The sequence below is a fragment of the Nonlabens antarcticus genome, from assembly GCF_015356755.1.
In the GTDB taxonomy this organism is placed as follows: domain Bacteria; phylum Bacteroidota; class Bacteroidia; order Flavobacteriales; family Flavobacteriaceae; genus Nonlabens; species Nonlabens antarcticus.
This window is the reverse complement of sequence record NZ_JADFCO010000066.1, coordinates 550,542-573,483: the sequence shown is the minus strand read 5'-3', so window position 1 is coordinate 573,483 and position 22,942 is coordinate 550,542. Positions and strand designations below refer to the sequence as shown.

Here is a 22,942-nt window from a genome sequence, read left to right as displayed (position 1 = left end):
GAATTCCTATAATTTAAGTGTTGTTCATAATTATGAGATCTATTAGTGCTATCTCAAGTTCGCTTTCGCGAAAGCGAACATAATTTAAACGTCTAAATGCTACCCTTTAAATCAGTTTAGATAAAATATGGCCAGGTATTAAAACGATTAGTGAGTTGAATAACAAATGAACCTCCGAGATATGACTATCAATCAATAGTGCTTTACTAATCTGATTTTTATATTCGTTAAATTTAAAAATCAGCTTCAACCTTATCGATACCAATGACGATTAAATTCTAAATCTGCCATGACATAGAAATTAAAAATTCTATTTAAAATCGAGATTCTATACTTTACACTAAAATATGAATAGCAATTATTCTCTTTTCTTGTCTTATATGCTGCAGTAGTATGAAGAATTATTGAGATTGCTTTTGGATCCTGTTATACTATTTATAAAAATAATGACATAAAAAAAGCTACCCGAAGGTAGCTTTAACATGTAAACTTAATTGATTAATTAAGCTGGTAATAGTACGGTATCAACAACGTGAATCACTCCGTTAGATTGATTAACATCTGCGATTGTTACTGTGGAAGTTTGTCCCTTTTGATCTGTCAAAATTACTTTTCCGTTTTTTAAAGTGGCCGTTAATTGCTCGCCATTTACAGTATCCACGGTGAACGACCCGTTATTTTTATTAATAGCATCAATTATGTTCTTAGCAGAAAATTTACCGGCAACAACGTGATATGTCAATATCGATTGAAGCTTTGCCTTATTTTCTGGCATAACTAATGTCGCCACTGTTCCCTTTGGCAATTTATCAAAGGCTGCGTTTGTAGGCGCAAATACTGTGAAAGGTCCTTCACCTTGCAAAGTTTCTACTAAACCAGCAGCGGTTACGGCAGCCACTAATGTTGTGTGATCTTTAGAATTAACTGCATTTTCTACAATATTCTTTGAAGGGTACATTGCTGCTCCTCCTACCATCACGGTTTTCTCATTCTCCATCATACCATCATCCTTCATCATTTCCTTATCCCCCATTTTATTGTTGTCCATATTTTTTTTAGGACCACAAGAAGCTAAAGTGATTGCTGCGCACAGTGCAGATACTTTTAAAATACTTTGAATTTTCATCTTTGTTGTTTTATGGTTATATGACCTAACAAACGAGAATACGGCAATAGCAGTTCTTGATTATTAAGGAATTATCACAATATTAACAAGAAGTGGTTCACGTCACTTTTTAAATAAGATCAGTATTTTGATGAAATCACACCATCACTATCCTACGGATTTATAAATGTTTAAGGCTTTTATATTTTCAATCTTTTGAGTCCCATAATACTCTTTGGCAAAGTCTGTATGAAAAGAATGCTGGGACAAAAAAGAAACATTCATTCCTATCCATTGCTCATCAGTAAATAAAACATTACTGTAGCGTTCCCATTCTAAACGCAACGCTTTATTCTTATCTAAGAAATTTGCTTTTCCTAAATGCGCAAGATCTGCATCGCAAATCACTTTTTCAGAAATGGTCTCTGGATGTTGAGGCATCGTTGTAGCCTTGATATTATAAAGAATATTCATGATTTTTTGGTCGGAATATCCTTGAGCAGTCAAAAATTCTTGTGCATATTCACAACTACGTTTTTCATGATCTGTTGATCCTTGCGTATTTCCTAGATCATGGAAATAAGAAGATATGATCAATTCTTCAACCATTTCCTCAGTTAGTTTTTCGTTTCTAGCTATCAATTCTGAATTTTCTACAACATCCTTTGTGTGTTGCCAGTTGTGGAATTGTAGCTTTTTACACCTACTTGATTCCATGACTTCTTTACAATATACTCGAACTTTATCTATGAGTTCCTTATTCATTACCTAAAAATTTATAATACCAGCGAGACCGTAGGTTTGATTTCCTACCGATGGTACAATTACTATGTTGTCATTTTTTAAAAATGGATTCCAAGCATAGAGATGATCTAGCAAATAAACTAGTTTAACTATCCCCATACCTATTCCAGCACCCAACAAAACATCAGAAACGAAATGTGCATTTTTTGCTACACGTAGACCAGCCGTAGCAACAGCAAAGCCATAACCGCTATAAGCAAGTATAGGACTGGTATCTTTAAATTCCTGGTATAAAACAGTGGCAGTTGTAAAAGCGTATGCGCTATGGGCAGATGGAAAGGCATTTGAATTATCGCCGCTGGGCCTGTCTTTCTCGATATTCTTTTTTAACTGGGTTGTTACCAGATCTATAAGTAGTAAGGAGATTCCAAGGTTCTTGGTTTGATCAAACCAGTGGCTTCTTGATTGAACACCAGCAATATCTGTAATATACATTTGTGCGACTGGAGCAAACCTTGTATAGTCGTCAATAGAGGTATTTGCATTACTATTCAATCTTAGTTGCAAGTCTTTCTCAAACCTTGAATTGTTCAATAATAATGCACCGCCGGTCAATCCTGCTGGAACAATGAACTGTTTCCATAAGGCAGTATTATTTTTAAGTGTGTCGTTGACCTTTTGAGCATGAATGCTACCTAATGAGATCAAACATAATACGAGAAAGACAAGTAGAATTTTCATATCAAAACTTATATTTAAATCCAACCATGTGACTTCCCTCAAAATTGCTGTAGGTCAATTCCATATGTTCCTGTTGGTATTCTGTTGTGAATAGTAGGCTGCTTCCCAGTCCTATAACCGTTCCAGCAGCTACATCCAGTATGTCATGCTTTTTTGAATCAATGCGACTGGCTGCCGTAAATCCTGCCAGCGCATAGGCTGGTAGCGCATATTTTAACCCGTAACGGCGATGGATAAATCCTGCGCTATGAAATACGGCAGATGTATGACCCGATGGAAATGAGTTGTCGTTGCTCCTATCTGGACGTTGTTTATTTACACTTACTTTCAAGCCATAAGTTACCGCTTCTGTCAATAAAAAACCTTTGGTAAACTGCCATGCGCCTTGATTATCGCCTATGATAAAGGTCGTTCCAAGTGTTGCCACGGGCAGCGCAAATAATATTACATCGCCTATTTTCTGGGTTGTCCCCACAACAGGCTTTGTAATTGCCGTGTCTTGTGCGCCAGCGTACTGTGAAAAGAATAAAGTAAAGATTACTGTAATCGCCATCAGGAACGATTTCAGATTTTGAAAATGGATAAACATTCAGTTATTGGTATAAATTAAAGTAAATGTTGATCTATTAGTATTTTTTTAGTGTAGACAAATATGTAGGTACAATCTTTTTAAAACTTAAAGCAATTCTAAAGGAAATCTAAAGTTGCTATTTATTGTAGTACAGCGTCCATTTCGGATAACTTTTGTGGCTATTGAAATTGTTTTCTATAGGGATTATTTGAGGATCCTTTTCACTTTTATTACGGATAAGTAGATAGGTGTTCCGCTTCCGCGAAAGCGAACTTAATCTAGAGATCGTGCTTTCCTTTTTAATGTCCCACAGATGCTCTTCCCATGTTTCATCGTTCTCAAATTGGATCTCGCGGCGTGTCGTATCGTGTCCTGAATCAACGGTTATTTCAATATCATCTGTATAAAATGGAATGGATGTCAAAAGGTAATTGTAGACTAAAATAGTCTTGTCTTGATCCTTTGATATACCATCTATGAAATGTACCATATCTCTGGTAGAGTTGGTTAAGGAACTATTATGAGCCATGACCGTTGTAGAAATAATAATAATTGCAGCTCCAAAAGAACCCGCCAATATTGCGGGTTTAAAAGTGTTCTCTCTCTCAATTAACTGGAAAATGATAAAGAATACCATACTAACTCCAGTAATGATGGAGAGAACCTTATAAGATATATTGATATGTATAATTTCTAAAAACCAACATAAATAGATCCCTAATAACAGCAGGCCCAATAAAATGGCATAGACGATATTTATAAGATCCCTCGTTTTTTGTTTGGCTTTCTTAATTTCTACTGCTATGACTATGGATGGCATCCAGAAGATAGGTAGGATGTACATAATAAGTTTGGTGCTGAAAATCGAGAATAATCCTATCAGGATAATGCTGGAATAAAATAGAATCTTGGTTTCTGGTTTCTTATTTAAAAGAGATTTGAAATTGGATTTAAGTTTAGGTAGTAAGGCAATCCAGTATGGTAAAAGCAAGCCCAGCACTATTGGAAGATAAAACCAAAATGGTTTGGATCGATTGAACGAGTCAGAATTAACTCTGGAAAGCAATTGTTTTTCTACGAAATAGTCCCACAATTTAGGATTCTCGATCATGACCATCACATACCAACTGGCGCCGATGGCTATGCAAAGCAAAAAACCAATTATATGATGAACATTTATTTTCCATCCCTTTTTTAGAACAATCTTGCTACAAATGATGTAGACTGCTACAAATAATAGAGCAACAGGGCCTTTAGTCAATAATGCGATGCCTACAAGTCCATAAAAAAGATATAGAAATAGCGTTTTATTTTTTGTTGCATATACCTGCCAACAGTAGATGGATGAGATAATAAATGTTGTCACGAATGCATCTGTGGTTAGGTTTCGGCTTGATATCAACACGATGGGCATCGAGAAATAGATCAATCCAGCCATAAAGGCTAGTTTCTTGTCTTTATACAGTGTATCTGTGATACGGTAGACGAGCATTAATTGTATTACTACAGCGACCTGGAGAAAGAACCGAGCTCCAAATTCATTGATGCCGAAAATTTGATATCCTAATGACGTGATGTAATAAACAACAGGAGGTTTGTGAAAGTGGAAGATTCCCAACAATTCTGGATTGAGATAGTCGCCATAGACGAACATCTCGCGACTAATTTCTGCATAGCGAGCCTCGCTGGTTTCTGCCAGTCCATAGCTTCCCAAACCTAGAAGTAAAATAGTAAATACCACCAAAAGGAAAAGAAGGTAGTAACGATCTGTGGTGTTCTTAAGGATCACAATTACAATTTAGAATTGCAAATGTGAATTAAGAATCTAATTGAAACTTAAACAGAATCTGAAGCAATTCTAAAGGCACTACTTTTTTCTTGAAATTATATAATAGTCATTTTTAAGTCTATTCTTATAACTATTTTTACTGCTGTCAACCGGATTAAGGTCGAAGGTTTCCTTCCATTCCACCCGATATTTTTCCTTTAAGAAGTCAAGGCTGTTTTTTTCTATGGATGGATATGTCAATATACCAATCTCCTGCAGTGCTTCTCTATTGATCAACTCTTCCTTAGTGATTTTAATAGAGGCCTTTCCATAATCCCAAACCATCTCTGGAGCAAGATCATTCAGTACATAAACAGGTGTCTCACTTTCTTTTAATACGGAGATAGAATTGTAAGTTGGGTTTCCCAATAGCGCCTCAGATAAAGGAAAACCTAGACTCATAACCAACATTACAAACGCTACTGTTCCATAGAATGTTAGGGCAAAATTCTTTTTTCTCAACTGATAGAAAATAAAGACGCCAGTTGCAAATAAAGCAATAGAAGAAAGAATATAAAAAAAGTAATTACCGTCCAGGTTATCCCCAAAATATAGAAATGCACCCAATGGGAACGCAATACCGATAGTCGCAATCAATCCATAATTAAAATAGACCGGCCACTTTTCTAATTTGCTAGTCAACGAATGAAAATTATTGAATAGAAATTGGATGTAAAAACCAACCGTCATCGCCAGTGGAATCAATACGGGTAATAGATAACGTGATTTTTTAGTGGGAATAAGAGATAGTAGTACGACCGCTGCAACTGTCCATAGTAATGCAAACTGATAAGCTTTGAGATTTGAAACTCGAGACTTAAGGTATGGATATAAAAGACAGATAAATGCCGGTATCGTCCATATTCCAGATTGCGTGAAAAAGCTCCAGTAATAATAGAACGGTTTGAGTTCGTAGCCTATCCAACGGCTTGATTCCTTTTCGGCTATTCTGGTGGCTTCTGCGGTGTCCATTTGATAGATGTAGATCGCCCACCATGACGATAATGCTGCAATTAGAACGATCATCAAAATTATGGGCAACCATTTTTTATGGAACCCCTTGAATTTATAAATGAAACCGTAGGCAATCAGGAACGGTAGTAATAATGCATAGTGTGAAACTGGTCCTTTGGACATAAAGGATAATCCTATGAACAATCCTGCGAGTAATGCGTTTTTATAATTAGCTGATTTTAGCTCAAACAATTGAAACAGAAAGTAGATACCGATGAGCATGAAAGAATGTGCGAAAATATCCCAAGTCCCGTTTCGGCCTGCAAATATGATATAGAATGACGTTCCCAAGATCAATGTTGTAATGAGTGCATAGAGTTTGTCGTTGGTCAGCTCTCGTACTTCAACTTCGCACTGCATGAACTTCTGCGTCACTATGCTCCTTGAAAGCGAGTACATCATAAACAACAGTGCAAGAGTAACTATTGCAGCAGGCAATCTCAATGCTGCAATATTATCCAGCCCAAAAACCTGTGCCGAAGCTGCGGTAAGCCATGTAGGCAATGGCGGTTTTTCATAGCGAGGTAAACCATCCATTGTGGTTAGGATCCAGTTGCCGTCTGTTATCATCTCACGCGCCGTCACAAAGTTGCGCGCTTCCATAATGTTGGGATAAAGTGTTCCCAAGTGCGCAGTAAAAACAAAAAACCATAAAATAATAATGGTTAAATATGGATGTTTTTCAATATACGCTCTCATCGTTGACGTTTAAGAATTACAATATTGCGCAGATATAGAAAAGAGCCTAAAATATGACCTGCTAACAGTACGGGATCTTTACGAATTATAGCATAAATAAGAATTATTAATGCACCCACTAGACTCAGAACCCAAAATCCCATGGGTAGAGAGGATTCCTTCCGTTTTTCAGAATATATCCATTGATAAACAAACCTCAATGTAAAGACGACCTGGGCAATAATCCCCAACAATAACAACCATGTGGGAATGGCATCGTTCTGGAATAAAAGCTCTCTATCATACACGTTATTGTTATAACCTATGAAGAGAATTATAAATGGAAATAAGTAAAGAAACCAGCGTAATATTTTGGGGAATTTGATCCATTGTCCCTGCAAGTGCATGTTACGTATATAGATGAAATAGGTCAACATTTGACCGAGCATAATCGCAAAATCATCCCTAGCATACCCGTAGATAAATAATAGAAATGAAGCAATAAGACTGAGTTGCCAGAATAGCACTGGAGTCAATACGCGCTTGTTCTTTTCAGAAATGATCCATTGTAATATGGAGCGTCCTGAAAAGAGTATTTGGGCAGCAAAACCTATGGTATAGACCAGCCAATCGCTCATTCTTTGTCTGCTACTTTATAGCTTATGTATTTTTTCTTCATCCACAAATAGGCGAAGCAATCCATCAGCGGGCCAAGCAACCTATTCCAAACCCCAAAATTTGCGGTTCCCGCGATACGTTCAAAATGACTAACGGGAACCTGTTTTACTTTACCATTTTGCAGTAAAATCATTGCAGGTAAAAATCGGTGTAATCCCTTAAACATGGGAATGCGCTGTGCATATTCGGTTTTGATAATTTTTAGGGGACAACCGGTATCATCCATACCATCGTGGGTAAAACTGCGACGTATTCTATTAGCTATTATAGAGGACATATTTTTTACAAAGCTGTCCTTCCTGTTGGATCGCACACCAGTTATTAGATCAAATTCTCCAATATGTTTAAGAAGCAAGTCAAAATCCTTAGGACTCGTTTGCAAATCTGAATCTATATAACCTACCAATGTAGTAGTAACATTATCAAAACCAGCTTTTATAGCTGCACTCAACCCATAATTCTTATCAAAATTGATATAATAGAAATGTGGTTTATCTAAACAGATCTGTCTAATAATCTCAAGACTCGCATCTTTAGAACCATCATTGACAAAAAGAACAGATGTAGGGATTTGTGCATAGTCGATATAATCTTGGAGTTCGGTTTCAACTCTTTTGAGATTGTCCTGTTCGTTATAAACTGGAACGATAATCGTTAGCGATTGAGTCATTTGATGATTGGGTACTATTGGTTTAACAGACAATGTTAATCGAAGAATCTAAAGCAAATTTTAAGTTACCTATAAATTAGCTAAAAACTGAAACTTTAAATTTTCTTAAGAATCATCATGTAATATGCGGTCAAACACAAAGGGAAACTTCCACTAATTACTTCCCTAAATGTAGAACCCATATAATAGCAAATGAAAATACTGGTAACTGGAATCGCTGGATTCATTGGATCTCATTTAGCTGAAAGACTGCATAAAATGAATCATGAAGTGATTGGTCTGGATAATTTTTCCAGCTATTATGATGTTAGCTTGAAACGTGAAAATGCTCGAGTTCTTAATGGAATGGGAATTCATATTATGGAGTGCGATTTGAGAAACGAACATTTGGAAATGAAGTTGCCTACAGATATCGATTTCATATTTCATTGTGCTGCACAACCAGGTATTGCCAGCACGTCTTCTTTTGAAGATTACTTATCTAATAACATTATAGCGACACACAACCTCGCCGATTTTGCCAGACAGTTTTTAAAGTTGAAGTTCTTTGTCAACATTGGCACTTCTTCAATTTATGGTAGTGACGTTTTTTGTGATGAGGAGCAAATGGCAAAACCCATATCAAACTACGGAGTCACAAAACTAGCTGCAGAGCAGATTATAATGTCACATTCTAGACTGGGGAAATTTCCAGCTTGCTCTCTCAGGTTATACTCCGTTTATGGATCTCGAGAACGGCCTGATAAAATGTTCAGTCAATTGATAGATTGTGCTATCAATGGTAAGTCATTCCCTTTATTTGATGGTAGTCAAGCGCATAAGCGCAGTTTTACACACATTAAAGATATTATCGATGGTATTGTCAGCATCATAGGAAAAGAGGCTGTGTGCGATGGTCAAGTCATAAATTTAGGAACAGATAAAGAATACACAACTCAGCAGGGTATTAATACCGTAGAGAAACTTATGAATACAAAAATTGAACTCAATCAAAAACCAGCACGTAGCGGCGATCAATTGCGTACAAAAGCTGTGATAGATAAAGCCCAGCGACTTCTCGAATACAGACCTAGTGTAGGTCTTGAAGAAGGAGTTCAGGAGCAAATTGCCTGGGTTTTAAGTAAAAATGCCCAAACCTTAAAAGCTCTGAGCATTCCAACCTAACTAATCATCTAAAAAACTAACTATTTACCTAATCCTCATCTTCTTCCTCTAAATTTTCTTTCCTAACTACCTTACCGTTATCGTCAATAGCAACTTCTAACTCGCTTTCTCCTTTTTCCATTTCAAATTCGTAAACGGATCCAGAGGATGTCTCAGAAATTTCTGCCTCTTCAATTTCATAACCAGAAAAATTAAAATTTAAGGATGCCATTACTACTTGTGGAACCTCAGAAATATCGATTTCATGTTCTGTCTCTTTCCAAGTTCCATCCTCTAAAAAGTTAGCGGAATATTCCATTTTATTCATTTTGAATTCTGCTTCCCATTCGGTTTCTGATTCCTTTTCCCAATCCACTTTTTTTGCTGTTGGGAATTTTTTCATAAATGTCTCTTTAACTACCTGTGGAACTTTGTCTTTGTTTGGTGTCGCACATGCGATTTCAACTATGGCGGTAAATACCAATGCGATTCCAATGATTACCTTTTTCATTTTTTAATAGTTTTAAAATTATACTACTAATGTAAAATGGGAATCTAAAGACGGTTTTAAGGAAATCTAAAGTACTGGATGAATGTTCTTTCTCTCCTGTCGTTTGTGTGCTAGGTAAATAAGTATGGCAATAATAGAAAGCGAAATAATGGAAGCCGGTAACGTTCCTAAATCGAGACCTCCATTACTAATAGGTTTTGTGAGAAAATCGCCAAAGGTTGCACCAAAAGGTCTGGTAAATACAAAGGCAATCCAGAACAGCGCGATCTCATTAATCCTGGTCAAATAATGTAGAAGGATAACTACCGTAATAATAGAAGCTGTTATGAGTGCTCCAATCAAGTAACTTAGTCCAATAACGTCGCTTAAGTAATCTCCAAAAGCTGTTCCCAGACTATTTGAGAACAAAACGGCTGTCCAGAAAAGTAGCTCTTTATTTTTTTCAACGATTGGCTGCACTTGAAGGTTTTTATACTTTCGATACCACATCGCAAGAGTTGCAAGTAAACAGATTGCTAAAATTATGCTTCCATACGTATATCCCAATCCGAGACTTCTATCCATAAAGTCAGATATTTCAGTCCCCAATGTAGTTGTCGCAATTATAACCAGCCAGAAATATAGCGGTACATATTTTTTTGCATACAACTGAACAAGCAAAACAATAATGAAAAAAGCAAGGGTAATAAGAATCCCTAAGGTATATCCTAACCCTAAGGTCTGGGCTATAAAATCTCCAAGAGTTTCTCCCAAGGTTGTTGCAATAATTTTCATGATCCAAAAAAGAATCGTGATTTGAGCGACTTTGCTTACTGTGATAGTTTTCATTTTGAGGATCTTTATTATTTAAAGAATAAATTTACCTTCCGATTCTAAGGAAATCTTTAAGTTTTAATGCCTGTTAAGTTATGCCTGCTATAGAGTGGGTCACATACTTCAAGTAGCCACAGAGATGATCCTTTCATTTATGGGCTTTTTATTTAGGTATCCGTACCAATTTTTAACGGTCAATTCAAATAAACCATATTTTCCCAAAAAGTAGTGGTTGTTTAAAAGCCCTTGTTTGATAGTATTGTTTTTCTTTAATAAATCTATAATTGTCATCTAAAGAAAAAATTAAACTGGAAATAAACATTAGGAAGACAGAGACTCCTTGGATTGGGCTGATTATATATCTAATTCCAAATCCTATTTAAATTCTCTTTAGAATTTTGCCAGATCTTTCCCCATAAATAAAATTTTACTTTTGGCATTATGAAGAATGAACTAAAATCCATCATCAAAAAATGTATTCATTTTTTATCTAGGAAGTACAGTAAATACGACAACAAGCTACCTTATCTAATTACGTCTGCTGTAGCATTCTTAATCGTGGCAGGTGCCACAAAACTCTTCATAGAGTTGACTGAAAATCTTAAGTCAGATCTTCTGGCTAGGTTGGATAGAAATATCACAAATTATGTAGCAAGTTACAGGACTCCAGCATTAGACACCTATTTTGTAACCGTCACTAACATAGGCGATGCTTTGGGGTATCTTGTTGTATTCATAAGTTGCACTGTAATTTTCTATCTGGTGTTCAAGAACTGGAAATATGTGGTTCAATTGGCATTAGTATTATTGCTGACGCTATGTTCAAACCTACTTCTTAAAAAAGTAATCAATAGAGCGAGACCCAGCATAGAACACTTAGTTGCTGTTGAAACTTTAAGTTATCCCAGCGGGCACGCAATGACAGCTATGGCGTTTTACGGTTTTTTAATCTATTTGATTTCCACGTTTAAATTGAATTTATTTATCAAAACTGGAATAATTATTATTCTTTCCATACTCATTATCAGCATTGGAATTAGCCGTATATATTTGGGCGTTCACTTTCCATCAGATATTGCCGCTGGGTTTATAGCTGGTTTTGTTTGGGTCGTTCTATGTATTTTGATGCTTAATCTCTTGAGGGTGTTCCGAGAAGATCCTAACACATAGTTTGGGTATAATTTCGCTTTCGCGAAAGCGAACTGAATTTCCCTTGCGGTATTGTAGGTAGATAATTCTTTTATAGAATCAGTTTTGTTTAATTGATCAAATCGCGCCGTTAGACAACTGAAAAATATTCCCGGCATTAGGATTACAAATCCAACCTTTTTAAATACAGTAGTTAAAATTGGCAGACAATGCCTTTTCCATTCAACTTGATTGGTGAAAACCAATATAAATAAATTTAAGTAGTTCGTTATTGATTCAAACTGAATTATTGATGGCGTGAGCGCATTAACCTACGAGCCATTTCTCAAGGAAAACCGGAAAAAAAAGAGTTAGACATTAGCTTTCAAATTAAAATCTACCTGGAAAACATGTTGCTGCTCGCTTTCGCGAAAAAGATATGAAGGATTGAAATTGTAATAATCACAAACCTTCTTCACTATTGACAATCCAAGCCCTGTTGAATCTGGTTTTTTACTTTCTTTATAAAAGCGATTGAATAGTTGCTCTGGCCTGTCCAAACCAGTTGTCCCGTTATTGATTATCTGGATGGAATTTTTATTGATGATTATCTCGACTGGTTGTAAACCGATAGTGTGCTTTATAGCATTTGAAAGCAGGTTATTACACAATACCATGGCAAGAGTGCGGTCCATTCTTACATTAAAAACTGCATTTTCGGTCATTTCTAGACATACGTCTGAAAGTTCTTCAAAGTTTTCAATAGACTGTTTTAAGATGGAATTGATGGATATTACTTCTGTGGCTGTAAATTGATCATTATCAATCTTAGCCAGTAATATCAGTTTTTTATTGAGCTGTTTTAATCGCTGGATATCTTCCTGCAACGACGAGAATCTTTCAAACTGATTCTCATTGATGTCTGATTCATTAATTACGGTCTCAATCTTTGCTTGCATGATGGCGAGCGGCGTCTGCATCTCGTGGGAAACATCCTCCGTAAATTGTTTGAGGTTGCGGTAATCCACCTGTATTTTATTAGTCAATGACTCCATTTCTTGATTAAGTTCATGAAATTCCAATATATCGGACTGCATGAGTTTCAAAGTTTTGTCAGACTTGATAGAGAATAACTTGACCCTGCCCAAGTTGACAAAAAAGGGTTTCCACAATTTCTGATTTCGTTTTTCGTTGAAAAAATAAAGAAATATGAACCCTAAAAAAATGATGGTCATAAAAGTAAATACAATGCCGTATAGAATGGCATCTGCTTCTATAACCATGGCACGAACAGTTATTTTATAATTTTGACCATTGATGATTTTTGTTCCTGAAAGTTGCCTGAACAACTCAACTTCATCCTGCAGCGGGTCGTAAATCAAGGTGTCGATAAGTATATTAGCTTCCGTAGCCGCTGCTTTTTCGGCCATCATAATTGGTGCTACTCCGATGATCTCTGGACTGGTTTCCAGTAGATGTTCTACACGGTCCTTATTGGAATAAAGTTCTTCTTCAATTTCATTATTTAGAAGCCATCTGGTGTAAGAGTACAAAACGACGCCAGAAATTACCATAATAATGATACTGGTAATAAGAAAAGTCTTGGATGCTTTTCTTAAAAGTGGTGTTTTAGTAGTAGAAGTTTTAATCTGCTATGAATTTATAGCCGCTGCCATAGGCGGTCTGTATATATTTTGCCCCTTCAATAGTAAGTTTTTTTCTTAGGTTATTGATATGAACATAAATAAAATCAAAATTATCCAATAGATCGCTGTTATCTCCCCACAGATGTTCTGCAATAATAGCCTTGGAAAGTACACGTCCTTGATTTGTTATAAAAAATAATAATAAATCATATTCCTTTCTCGTAAGCGTTATAGGTTTCTCATTAACATAAGCACTACGAGCCAGCGTGTCTAGGCGTATTTCTTGAAAAGTGATGGAGTCATTACCACCAAATTGTCCACGTCTCAACACGGCTTTGATTCTGGAATTAAGTTCTGCTAGATGGAAAGGTTTTGTAATGTAATCATCAGCCCCTAAATCAAGGCCTTCTAGTTTGTTGTCCAATGAACTATTTGCCGAAATTATAATGACACCGCATTTTTTATGCTGCTTTTTGAGTTTCTTGAGAAGTTCAAGACCATTGCCAGTAACCAGGTTAATGTCCAGTATTACAATGTCATACTCATACATCTCTAGTTTTTCCGCAGCTTCATTATAATCTGACGCGGTTTCACAAATATTTGCGTCCTGACTGAGATAAGTGGCGATTGACTGTTGTAGGACAACTTCATCCTCTGCAATTAAATATTTCATTTACTTTCCATTAAGGCCTTAAAGTTAGCTTGAAATTCTAAAGGGAATTTAAAGCGTTAATAATCATAGATTATTGATTAATCGTTCCGATAATTGTTGTGTAACGGAAATTAAACCAATCTCCAAAGTTGATTATCACTCTCTAATTAAATGCATTTATCATAATAAGAGATAAAGTAACTGGCGCTCTTCTTTATAAAATTTATAAAATCCGTATCGCTCTCATTATGTTTTGGAATAGCTTCTTCCGTAAAATATTGCTTGTGTGTAATGGGCAGTTGTTTTTCTTAGAGGCTTTATAGAAAATAAAACCGAGGATATAAACCTTGTAATCATAAGCCTCAATCCTAGAATGCATTTGGTTTGCAGACTCCTAACTTTTTACAGCTAGTTGTTCTTTATTGTTGTGGTTAGCTCTATGGATTATAATATTACTTTGAGCTTTCTTTGTGATGATTCCAGGCTTTTTTTAATGTGATCACTATTTATTTCCAAGATTGATCAATTACTTACCAAAAATAACTTCAATAGCTAGCCGCATTACTTTTTCTTATAATTAATTTACTCTTCGGCGACGTTCCAGATCAGCTCGGGATTATCATCTTCTTTGTGTAAATCATAGATCTAATCTACGAGCTATAGTTTCAAAATTCTTTAGGCTGTTGATCTAACGCTTTCGCGAAAGCGTAACCCTGCTCCCGTTTGGTGCGTCGATCCCCACGCTCGTTTAATTATAGCGCTTGGTACTTGTGCAATTGTGCTGCTAACTCCCTATGAGATAAATTCTGTTCCTCACTCATTTCTCTACGACGGTTCGTAGAGTTGTTCATAGTGTAGAATTAGACACAATTAATTTTGCTTAAAGTACTGTGTTATATTTAAGAATGTTTAAGCTGGATTACTTATTCACCTCGCAAAACGGCCTGCTTCCATAATTGTTCTGTTATTTGTAAAAGATCCTTCCCATCTGTAGCGAGCATATTTGAAATCATACTCTTTTCACTAAATGACCAGAATAATCCTGCCTCTAGCAAGTAAGGTTCTCCAGTTTCCTCATGGACTCTAAAGTCGTACATAGAAAAATCACGACAGCCCAGCGCTTTGTGACAGGTTATCATCAGTTTAGACAATTTAGCCTTAAGCTCCTCATTGATTTGCGCCGGACAAACAGCTGGAATATTTTCCTTATCAGATTGGTCCAATAATTTTCCCTCGCCGTCAAATTTTAATTTATCCTCTGGGTTTCTGATAGGCTGATCTTTGTGTACTCCATATTCAATGAACGGAAGTATGGTAAAAGCTCTCTCTAGTTCTACTATTGCACCACGCAGTTCTCGTCCAGGAATGAAGTTTTCAATCAGGATTTCAATATCAAATTCTGCCGCTTTTTCAAGTGCCTTTTCTAATTCTATTTCATTTCGTACTAATGAAACTCCGTCAGAATTGTCTGCATTGTTAGGTTTTACGATGATGGGATATTTGAGGTCCTCTCTGGAAAACTCATCGTTTTCTGTTATCCTAATCTTTTGCGCAGATGGTACTGGAACACCCGCATCAGCACAGATCAATTTTGTAAGGTGTTTGTTTTGAGCAAGTTTTAATGTATGTCCAGAAGAACCCACTATGGGAATCCCCAAAATATCTTCAAAAAATATGCGCATATCGGTCAACCCCTTCTCACAAAATAGATGCGGCACAACGAGATCTGCATGACGTATTTTTTTCAGCATTTGATCTAATGTCAGCTTTTCAGCTTCTTCATCGATTGATTTTACTACAGACCAGCTGTCATCTGGATGGGCAATGACAAAAACCAACTCAAATCCTTGAGGTGTCACGACGTCTCTTGCGTAAAGCATGGACAGATTATAGAAGAATTCTGAAGTAGGAGATCCTACCAATTGGACGGCAACCATATTTTAAATTTTTGAATCAATCACCACCAGGAGTGATGAGTTTACCGATGTTAAAATCAATACCGGTCCATGTATTCCCACTCCTCATATTACTAACCAACTGATACGGAATGCTGATATGATTATTTAAGAAAAAAGGCCAAGGATCTGATCCTTTAAAAACAGCTTCTTTTCCAGAGCAGATACGCTGCCATAAATAGGAGAACTCTTTGAAACTAGTACTCTTTAAGATTCTGTGCATTTCATGATAATGCCAGTAGGTATGGCCTGCGGCAGCGTCAGGAAGAAACTCTTCCTGCTTTTCTACAGTATAGTAAGCTGCAGCAGCTGACAATTGATCGTGGAACAACGTGATGGCAGAATGTGTGCGTGGATTACACTCTATGGGCATTACGGTACCGTCATTTTTAATAATAAAATCAAACGAAATCTGACCCGTAGCATTCAGTTGGCTTACAAAGGAAGTAACCCACATTTTCACATTAGGCAGATCCAGCATTCTATAATTTACTTGAAACGGCGATGAGTCACAACAAATATAAAGATTTATCGCTCCGTTTTGCGTTGTTGTATGTGTACAGACTTCTCGTCCCTCGATAAACTCCTGCAATACCCAAGGATCTTCAGGACTTATGGGCAATCCAGTTACCCGTTCTTTCCAACCGCTGTGGGGTAGCGTGCGCAGATCCAATCTGTAAACTGGATCGTAATCGATTTTCTTTAAAATGTACTTTTTACCTTCCGTAAACTGATGGGATAAAAGAGTTTCTTTAGAATCAATGACATAAGATTCAGGAACGGATAAACCAAAAGCCGCAGCTTGTTTAATGAACTGATGTTTATCGTCCAGTTTTTTGATAATGTTTGCATCAAACTGGAAAACCTTTGTATGGTAGGGAAAATCATGCTTTGCCATCGCTTCAAACAGCGCAGACTTGGGGCTTGAAACGGGAACAAATAGATCAACTTTTTCTGAACGAGCAATATCGACGAGTGCTTGACAAAATGCAGCACCGTTGCCTTCAATATCTGGAATGATAATGAACTTATCCACCGCATTTGAAAATCGTGTACCGCAATATTTGTAAGCTTTTGTTTCTGCTACGATGACTCGGTCACCGTTAGCATAAAACATACGGGCTAGTTGCAGGCATTTGGTCATTTTGCCTCCAGTGAGTAAAACCGTTCTACCGCTAGGAGTTATGTGCGATTTTGACCTAAATAAACTCAGGATTTGAGCAACAACGACTACAAAAAACGCCGGAATGGAGCAAATGCCCAATCCCAGCAATACCGCCACAGATCTTAGCAATTTCCCCATGTATTACAATCTTCTAATGACGGTTAACCCGTCGCGCAATGGTAACAAAACCTGTTGTACTCTGGAGTCGTTTGCAACCGTATTATTGAACGCCTTTACAGCGTCACCATTTGCAGTGGTCGTTCCATTTTTATAGGCCTGGCCTTGGTACAATGTATTGTCTACACAGACAATGCCTCCTTTTTTTAGCAATCCTTGATCCATCACGCCTTCGTAGTAAGCAGTGTAATTTTGCTTGTCTGCATCTATAAAAATGAAGTCAAATATTTGCTTCTCCAGCGATAAATCTGCTATGGTTTCCAGCGCATCTCCCACCCGTATTTCTACCTTGTGGCCATGTTCAGATCTGTTTAATTGTTTCCGTGCAAAGTCAGCAGTAAAGCGGTCAAATTCACAGGCGATGAGCTTGCCGTCTGCAGGGAGTGCCTCTGCTATGGCGAGGGATGCATAACCCGTAAACGACCCTATTTCTAGCACATTTTTAGCGTTGGAAACGGCGGCCAGCAATTGTAAAAATTGTCCTTCAACGGCACCGCTCAACATCTCTTTTTCTAAATGTAGACCTGTTTCCGCTTTCGCGAAAGCGGAATCCCAATCTACATTATTACTATGCATTTCCAGCTCGTTCAGGGCATCAGACGCAGGGGAAGTTTGAGTCAGAAGATAGTCATCCAGCGGACTGATCAGATCTATACTTTGCTGTACTAGATCCAATAATTCCGGTTGCGATCCCGCCGCTTCCATCTTCTCCTGCAACGTGGACAAGGTCTTGCTGAGAATGGTGTGAGGGGTTACGGGACGATGATTTGCCGTAGCTGAATTCTTTTCTTTCAAGAGTCAAAAATTTTTAAAAGTTATTTTGAAGCGTTATCAAATGAGGTTTTAAGCGTTTCCCAATCGGTTTGATCAAGGGAATCAACCACAACATCCGCAATATTCTTTAAGTATTCATCATGATAATCGCCTGGCGTGACCACGGTGAAAATCCCGGCACCTTTTGATGCCAAGGCAGAGTTCAACGAGTCCTCGATCGCGATGCATTCTGATGGTTTGAGGTTAAAATGTTTCAAGGCAACTTGATAAATATCTGGCGACGGTTTTCCATTTTCTGCATCTTGTCTGTGAAATATATAATCAAAATGGTCTGCAGTGATCGTACCGTCAAACGCTTTAAGAATAGCGTCGGTATTCCCATGGCCTGTAGTGGTAACCCATACTACCTTTACATCCTCTTTTCTGGCTGCCGTAATCAGCTCTACCACTCCTGGTCTGGGCTGGATCTTTTTTTCTATAATTTTTTTCCCAGCGATATCTGTTTTACGTTCGTGGATCTTTGTGATATGGTCAGCTGTCAGGTTTTTTCCGGTAGCTTCAGATAGCATCGCTAGTCTGTCCTGTCCACCGCTACTTTTAAGTAATTTTTTATAAACCTCAACATTCCATTCCCAGTCCACACCATTTTCTTTTAAAGCCTTGTTGTAGGCCTGTCGTTGAATTTCTGAAGTTTCTGCTACGGTTCCTATGGAACCTATAAATACTATTTTTGGAGTCATTGTTTAGTTGTTTAGTTCGTAGTTTGTTTTATCTCAACCCAGTTCACGTTATTGCAGTGAGAGTCATATTTTTTTGTACAACGTTCGTTTTAAAGATTACTTATTTCTGATATCTATTGAGACTCATCGGTTTCCCATAATTATCAGGGTTTAGGCCTCAGTTTATTCGGAAAATACCGGTTCTGCCTTGATCCCGTGACCTACGGTGGAGGGATCTTCTAAGCCTACGTCCTCGCAAAGTGGTTCTATGCCATAACCATTGCGCGGATAATCTTGACAAATATCTTTATAATCACTTAATGCTTTTGCTAGCTGGTTTTTAGTAAGCACATTCAAATAACCACATTTTCCTATTTCTCCTTTAGGCAAAGGTGCAACAAGGTTGCCTCCTCGTTTTTCGGTCACTTTTACCTGTGCCTGATAGACAAGATCTGTATTGTCAAGAATAGGGTGCCAAAGACTCAGTTCAAAATTACTAATCAACTTCAAAATCCGATTCCGATCACTTTCTGTTATCCAGCCTTGCAAAAAGCTAAGTTGTGCGCCAAAACCCATTCCCGTTGCCACAGCATGTCCATGCAACATTCCAGAAGGGATTTCATAACCCGGTGACCAGGTATGACCGTAGGCATGGGGACGGCACTGGTGGGTTTCATAAAGATTTCCATATTCTGCTTCTACATAGCTGCGCATGGCGAGGGACAGGATGCGCTGACCGTTAGCGCTTAACTTTTCATCGTCCGTAACTGTTCCAAATCCAGAATATACGAGTTCAATACCAGTTTCTTCCAGTAAATCAAAGAGTTGCGCATCTTTAACGACGGCCATTTTAATGATTTCTGCAACGCCATGCCGAATCCATCCACTGCGCAATGTTTTGAAGAAAGTGCGATCTGTTAATGTAAGGACAGGAGCATGGTAGGCACCAAAGAGATTTTTAAAACCAAAACCGTCGCAACAGGTTCGTGGCGATGGTCCAGCATCAATTCCAGAAACAATACTCGTCGCCAGCATCACATAAGGAGTACTTCTATGGTATAGGGAACAAGCAAGGCCGCCGGTATCTGCAATCACACCACCACCTACAATCAACACAGGCTCTTGTCGGGAAACACCCACGCGCTTAAAGTCGGCAAGAAGTTGTTCTACCATCTGTATTCCTTTATCGACTTCCATGGCTCTGTAAACGAGCAGTTCCAAATCGATATCATGAAATTCAAAATAAGCCTTGATTTCCTCTCCATAATGTTCACTCACATTAGAGTCCAGTAAGCAAACGCAACGACCCAAAGGCTGATATAAATTGTATAAAATATGATTGTCGTGATCTAGAACTCCTTCCGTGATATTGATTTCCGTCATGGTGGACGTCGTCATTACGGCTTCAATATAACTACCATCTTCCGTACTGTTCACTGTTCCTGAAGACGTGCGGTAGGAAGAAGTAGGATAAATAGCATGGGGGTCTTCCGTCTCCAACCGATCCAGCAATTCCATTACCTTGTTATCAGTGGAATATTTTAAAAGCAGTTTAGAAATGCTGAGTTGGCCATCTGGTTGCTCCTTGGCCATAGCTGCCATTTGCTGCCAGTTTTGCGAAGAATCAGGTGCGATCTCATCAGCAAGTTGCTTGAGCGATAAAAATAATTGCACCGCCGGCATTGCATAAGCAGTTTTCAGTTTACGCAGTAAACTAGTCGCCCGATAAGAAGTGTTCTCTTCCATACCATCACTGAGAGAATGTGAGAAAGCATCTACCTGACGCAGATTTTCCAGCAGATATTGAAACTGTGGGTTAGTTATTATTTGGGAGAGTTGGTTATTACTTTCGATACTGTTAAGCAAAGAATGAAAAGAAGAAATGGACGTAGAAGTGGTCATTTAGATCGATAGGATTAGTATAATGTTGTAAATTCCTACGATACGTCTATAGATCTCGAAACTGCTTACAGGTAGGGTTTATAAAGTCAAGTTAAAATTGGCTTTTTGGTTTTTACTAGCACGCTGCATAAGCTCCAAGCTCTGACTCCAAATGGGTGAGCGCCTGACGCGGCAAAGGAGAGAATTATACGTTGTTTTGACAAATGGAATTAATTGTTAAACGATTTTAAAAACCTGAACTTTATTTTGTGGTGACTCCTTAAAGCTGAGGATAAATAGCTAAATGTTTAATGAAATATTATATATTCTTTTTAATGCGTGTGCTCGTCACTCAGTAGAATATTGTAAATGTATTTTGAAATTTCATAGTTGTTCGTCTTTAAAGGATTAAACTTTAAGTGACGAATGTCAAATCAACCAATATCTACAAGGTCATTCGGTTAACACTTTTTAAAATATCAAAGTGTTAACCGAACTGTTAACCGAATTAAATCTAATACTATCAAATCGAATGATAGTCATAAAACTATAAAACCTTGTAAATCAATAGATTTACAAGGTTTTTGATGCCATATGATAATGGCTTCTGTCGGGATGACAGGATTTGAACCTGCGACCACACGGCCCCCAGCCGTGCATGCTACCAGACTGCACCACATCCCGATTAATATATACTCTTAATTCTTTCTACTCATTTATTAAAAAACTGCGACCATCCCGCTGCAAGCGGGACATGCTACCAGACTGCACCACATCCCGATTTTATTTCAAATCGTCAAGGTATCTTCCTATACCTCTCTTCTTAATCTTTCGCTCAAGTTTTCTAGCTTCTGATCTGCTTTCTACTTCAATGTTCTTTACCAGCTTCCATGGTATTCCTCTAGAAGTGTACTTGGCTCCAAGGTTATTGTGGGTTTCTAACCTAGACTCCATATTTGAGGTCTCACCACAATAATATCTTGATATTCTATCACTCCAAAGTATGAAAACAAAATGCTTCATGTTCTATGACCATCCCGCTCTCAGCGGGACATGCTACCAGACTGCACCACATCCCGATTTTATTTCAAATCGTCAAGGTTTCTTCCTATAACTCTCTTCTTAATCTTTCGTTCAAGTTTTAATTTTTTCGGTAAACCTAATTTGTCTATACGTTGAACAAGAAATGCATAATATCTCCATCTTGAACAATGTATTCTTTTCCTTCAACTTTTAATTTACCAGCTTCTTTTACTTTTTGCTCTGATCCGTATTCTACAAACGTATCATACTTAATAACCTCTGCTCGTATAAATCCTTTCTCAAAGTCTGTATGAATAACTCCTGCTGCCTGTGGTCCGGTTGCTCCAGCATTAATGGTCCATGCTCTTACTTCCTTAACTCCCGCTGTAAAATAAGTTTCTTGATTCAATAGTTTATACGCAGATCTAATCATTTTTGCACTTCCAGGCTCGTCAAGACCCATATCTGACAAAAACTCCTTGCGCTCTTCGTAGCTTTCTAACTCTGTTATATCTGCTTCTGTTCCTACAGCAAGTACAAGAACTTCTGCATTTTCATCTTTAACCAATTCCCTTACTTGTTCAACGTAAGCGTTTCCAGTAACAGCTGCATCGTCATTGACATTACATAAATACAATACAGGTTTGTCTGTAATAAATTGTAGAGGTTTTACAAACTCATCTCTTAATTTCTGATCTATGGAAATAGCTCTAACGGACTTTCCTGATTCCAGCGCCGTCTTAATGGCAGAAAGCACCTCGTCTTCACGTATCGCGTCTTTATTACCTGTGCGAGCCGCTTTCTTTACTTTATCTAATTTTTTATCAACTGTTTCTAGGTCCTTCAATTGTAATTCAATATCGATCGTTTCCTTGTCTCTAATAGGATTTACACTTCCATCAACATGAACAATATTGTCATTTTCAAAACAACGTAAAACGTGAATGATCGCATCTGTCTCACGAATATTTCCCAAAAACTGATTCCCTAGACCTTCTCCTTTACTAGCCCCTTTTACAAGACCTGCAATGTCAACAATCTCTACGGTAGCAGGAATTACTCGTTCTGGATTAACCAGTTCTTCTAATTTTTTCAAACGAGGATCCGGTACATTCACTACACCTACATTAGGCTCAATAGTACAGAACGGAAAGTTCGCACTCTGTGCCTTAGCATTGGATAAACAATTGAATAAAGTGGATTTTCCAACATTCGGTAAACCTACAATTCCAGCTTTCATAACTTGTGTTTTAGCGGCTGCAAATATAAGTATCCTGGACTTTAAAAATTGAGTTTATTTCCAAACAAAAAAGGCCTCTAGTCTTT

General features: G+C 37.6%; 21 protein-coding genes and 1 tRNA gene. 2 read left to right on the top strand and 20 right to left on the bottom strand.

Annotated features, from left to right (window positions below; genetic code table 11):
- Window positions 1-502: 502 nt before the first annotated feature.
- The 8 genes from IQ282_RS13615 to IQ282_RS13580 form a co-directional block, all read right to left on the bottom strand.
- Window positions 503-1,126 (bottom strand): fasciclin domain-containing protein, encoded by a 624-nt coding sequence (locus tag IQ282_RS13615; RefSeq protein ID WP_194852420.1) that lies wholly within the window; start codon window positions 1,124-1,126, stop codon window positions 503-505.
- Window positions 1,127-1,273: 147 nt separating this feature from the next.
- Window positions 1,274-1,870 (bottom strand): HD domain-containing protein, encoded by a 597-nt coding sequence (locus tag IQ282_RS13610; RefSeq protein WP_194852419.1) that lies wholly within the window; start codon window positions 1,868-1,870, stop codon window positions 1,274-1,276.
- A gap of 3 nt (window positions 1,871-1,873) precedes the next feature.
- Window positions 1,874-2,590, bottom strand: coding sequence for a phosphatase PAP2 family protein (locus IQ282_RS13605; protein ID WP_194852418.1), 717 nt, complete (start codon window positions 2,588-2,590; stop codon window positions 1,874-1,876).
- A 1-nt stretch (window position 2,591) separates the two neighbouring features.
- The gene (locus IQ282_RS13600) at window positions 2,592-3,143 is read right to left on the bottom strand and encodes a phosphatase PAP2 family protein (RefSeq protein ID WP_228547338.1); all 552 of its coding nucleotides are present in this window, start codon (window positions 3,141-3,143) and stop codon (window positions 2,592-2,594) included.
- Between the two features lie 154 nt (window positions 3,144-3,297).
- Complete coding sequence (locus IQ282_RS13595; RefSeq protein ID WP_194852416.1) at window positions 3,298-4,950, bottom strand: ArnT family glycosyltransferase; 1,653 nt, start codon at window positions 4,948-4,950, stop codon at window positions 3,298-3,300.
- Between the two features lie 78 nt (window positions 4,951-5,028).
- Entirely contained in the window at window positions 5,029-6,702 is a 1,674-nt protein-coding gene (locus IQ282_RS13590) for an ArnT family glycosyltransferase (protein WP_194852415.1), read from the bottom strand.
- Entirely contained in the window at window positions 6,699-7,319 is a 621-nt protein-coding gene (locus IQ282_RS13585; protein ID WP_194852414.1) for a lipid-A-disaccharide synthase N-terminal domain-containing protein, read from the bottom strand. Before IQ282_RS13585 ends, IQ282_RS13590 begins: the two co-directional genes overlap by 4 nt.
- Window positions 7,316-8,029 (bottom strand): glycosyltransferase, encoded by a 714-nt coding sequence (locus IQ282_RS13580; protein WP_194852413.1) that lies wholly within the window; start codon window positions 8,027-8,029, stop codon window positions 7,316-7,318. Before IQ282_RS13580 ends, IQ282_RS13585 begins: the two co-directional genes overlap by 4 nt.
- Window positions 8,030-8,221: 192 nt before the next feature.
- On the opposite strand from IQ282_RS13580, the gene IQ282_RS13575 reads away from it, so the two are divergent.
- Window positions 8,222-9,193 (top strand): NAD-dependent epimerase/dehydratase family protein, encoded by a 972-nt coding sequence (locus IQ282_RS13575; protein ID WP_194852412.1) that lies wholly within the window; start codon window positions 8,222-8,224, stop codon window positions 9,191-9,193.
- A 28-nt stretch (window positions 9,194-9,221) separates the two neighbouring features.
- Here IQ282_RS13575 and IQ282_RS13570 read toward each other — a convergent pair whose 3' ends face one another.
- Window positions 9,222-9,683: a PepSY-like domain-containing protein gene (locus tag IQ282_RS13570; RefSeq protein ID WP_194852411.1), complete on the bottom strand. Its 462-nt coding sequence runs from the start codon at window positions 9,681-9,683 to the stop codon at window positions 9,222-9,224.
- Window positions 9,684-9,749: 66 nt separating this feature from the next.
- Window positions 9,750-10,511 (bottom strand): COG4705 family protein, encoded by a 762-nt coding sequence (locus IQ282_RS13565; RefSeq protein ID WP_194852410.1) that lies wholly within the window; start codon window positions 10,509-10,511, stop codon window positions 9,750-9,752.
- 426 nt (window positions 10,512-10,937) lie between these two features.
- Here IQ282_RS13565 and IQ282_RS13560 point away from each other — a divergent pair, with 426 nt between their 5' ends.
- Window positions 10,938-11,666: a phosphatase PAP2 family protein gene (locus IQ282_RS13560; protein WP_194852409.1), complete on the top strand. Its 729-nt coding sequence runs from the start codon at window positions 10,938-10,940 to the stop codon at window positions 11,664-11,666.
- A gap of 329 nt (window positions 11,667-11,995) precedes the next feature.
- Here IQ282_RS13560 and IQ282_RS13555 read toward each other — a convergent pair whose 3' ends face one another.
- The 10 genes from IQ282_RS13555 to ychF form a co-directional block, all read right to left on the bottom strand.
- Window positions 11,996-13,273: a sensor histidine kinase gene (locus IQ282_RS13555; protein WP_449406810.1), complete on the bottom strand. Its 1,278-nt coding sequence runs from the start codon at window positions 13,271-13,273 to the stop codon at window positions 11,996-11,998.
- Window positions 13,269-13,943: a response regulator transcription factor gene (locus tag IQ282_RS13550; protein ID WP_194852407.1), complete on the bottom strand. Its 675-nt coding sequence runs from the start codon at window positions 13,941-13,943 to the stop codon at window positions 13,269-13,271. The genes IQ282_RS13555 and IQ282_RS13550 overlap by 5 nt, the downstream gene beginning before the upstream one ends.
- A gap of 902 nt (window positions 13,944-14,845) precedes the next feature.
- Window positions 14,846-15,859, bottom strand: coding sequence for a D-alanine--D-alanine ligase family protein (locus tag IQ282_RS13545; RefSeq protein WP_194852406.1), 1,014 nt, complete (start codon window positions 15,857-15,859; stop codon window positions 14,846-14,848).
- A gap of 16 nt (window positions 15,860-15,875) precedes the next feature.
- Window positions 15,876-17,180 (bottom strand): ATP-grasp domain-containing protein, encoded by a 1,305-nt coding sequence (locus IQ282_RS13540; RefSeq protein WP_194852405.1) that lies wholly within the window; start codon window positions 17,178-17,180, stop codon window positions 15,876-15,878.
- A gap of 3 nt (window positions 17,181-17,183) precedes the next feature.
- A complete protein-coding gene (locus IQ282_RS13535) occupies window positions 17,184-18,014 on the bottom strand; it encodes an O-methyltransferase (protein WP_194852404.1) in 831 nt (276 codons plus the stop codon).
- A 20-nt stretch (window positions 18,015-18,034) separates the two neighbouring features.
- Window positions 18,035-18,733, bottom strand: coding sequence for an HAD family hydrolase (locus IQ282_RS13530; RefSeq protein WP_194852403.1), 699 nt, complete (start codon window positions 18,731-18,733; stop codon window positions 18,035-18,037).
- A 162-nt stretch (window positions 18,734-18,895) separates the two neighbouring features.
- Window positions 18,896-20,614, bottom strand: a complete 1,719-nt coding sequence (locus IQ282_RS13525; RefSeq protein ID WP_194852402.1) for a sedoheptulose 7-phosphate cyclase — start codon at window positions 20,612-20,614, stop codon at window positions 18,896-18,898.
- A gap of 589 nt (window positions 20,615-21,203) precedes the next feature.
- A tRNA-Pro gene (locus tag IQ282_RS13520) sits at window positions 21,204-21,277 on the bottom strand.
- Window positions 21,278-21,376: 99 nt separating this feature from the next.
- On the bottom strand, window positions 21,377-21,616 hold the full coding sequence (locus tag IQ282_RS13515; RefSeq protein ID WP_194852401.1) for a GIY-YIG nuclease family protein: 240 nt from the start codon (window positions 21,614-21,616) through the stop codon (window positions 21,377-21,379).
- A gap of 145 nt (window positions 21,617-21,761) precedes the next feature.
- Window positions 21,762-22,856 (bottom strand): redox-regulated ATPase YchF, encoded by a 1,095-nt coding sequence (gene ychF, locus IQ282_RS13510; RefSeq protein ID WP_194852400.1) that lies wholly within the window; start codon window positions 22,854-22,856, stop codon window positions 21,762-21,764.
- Window positions 22,857-22,942 lie beyond the last annotated feature (86 nt).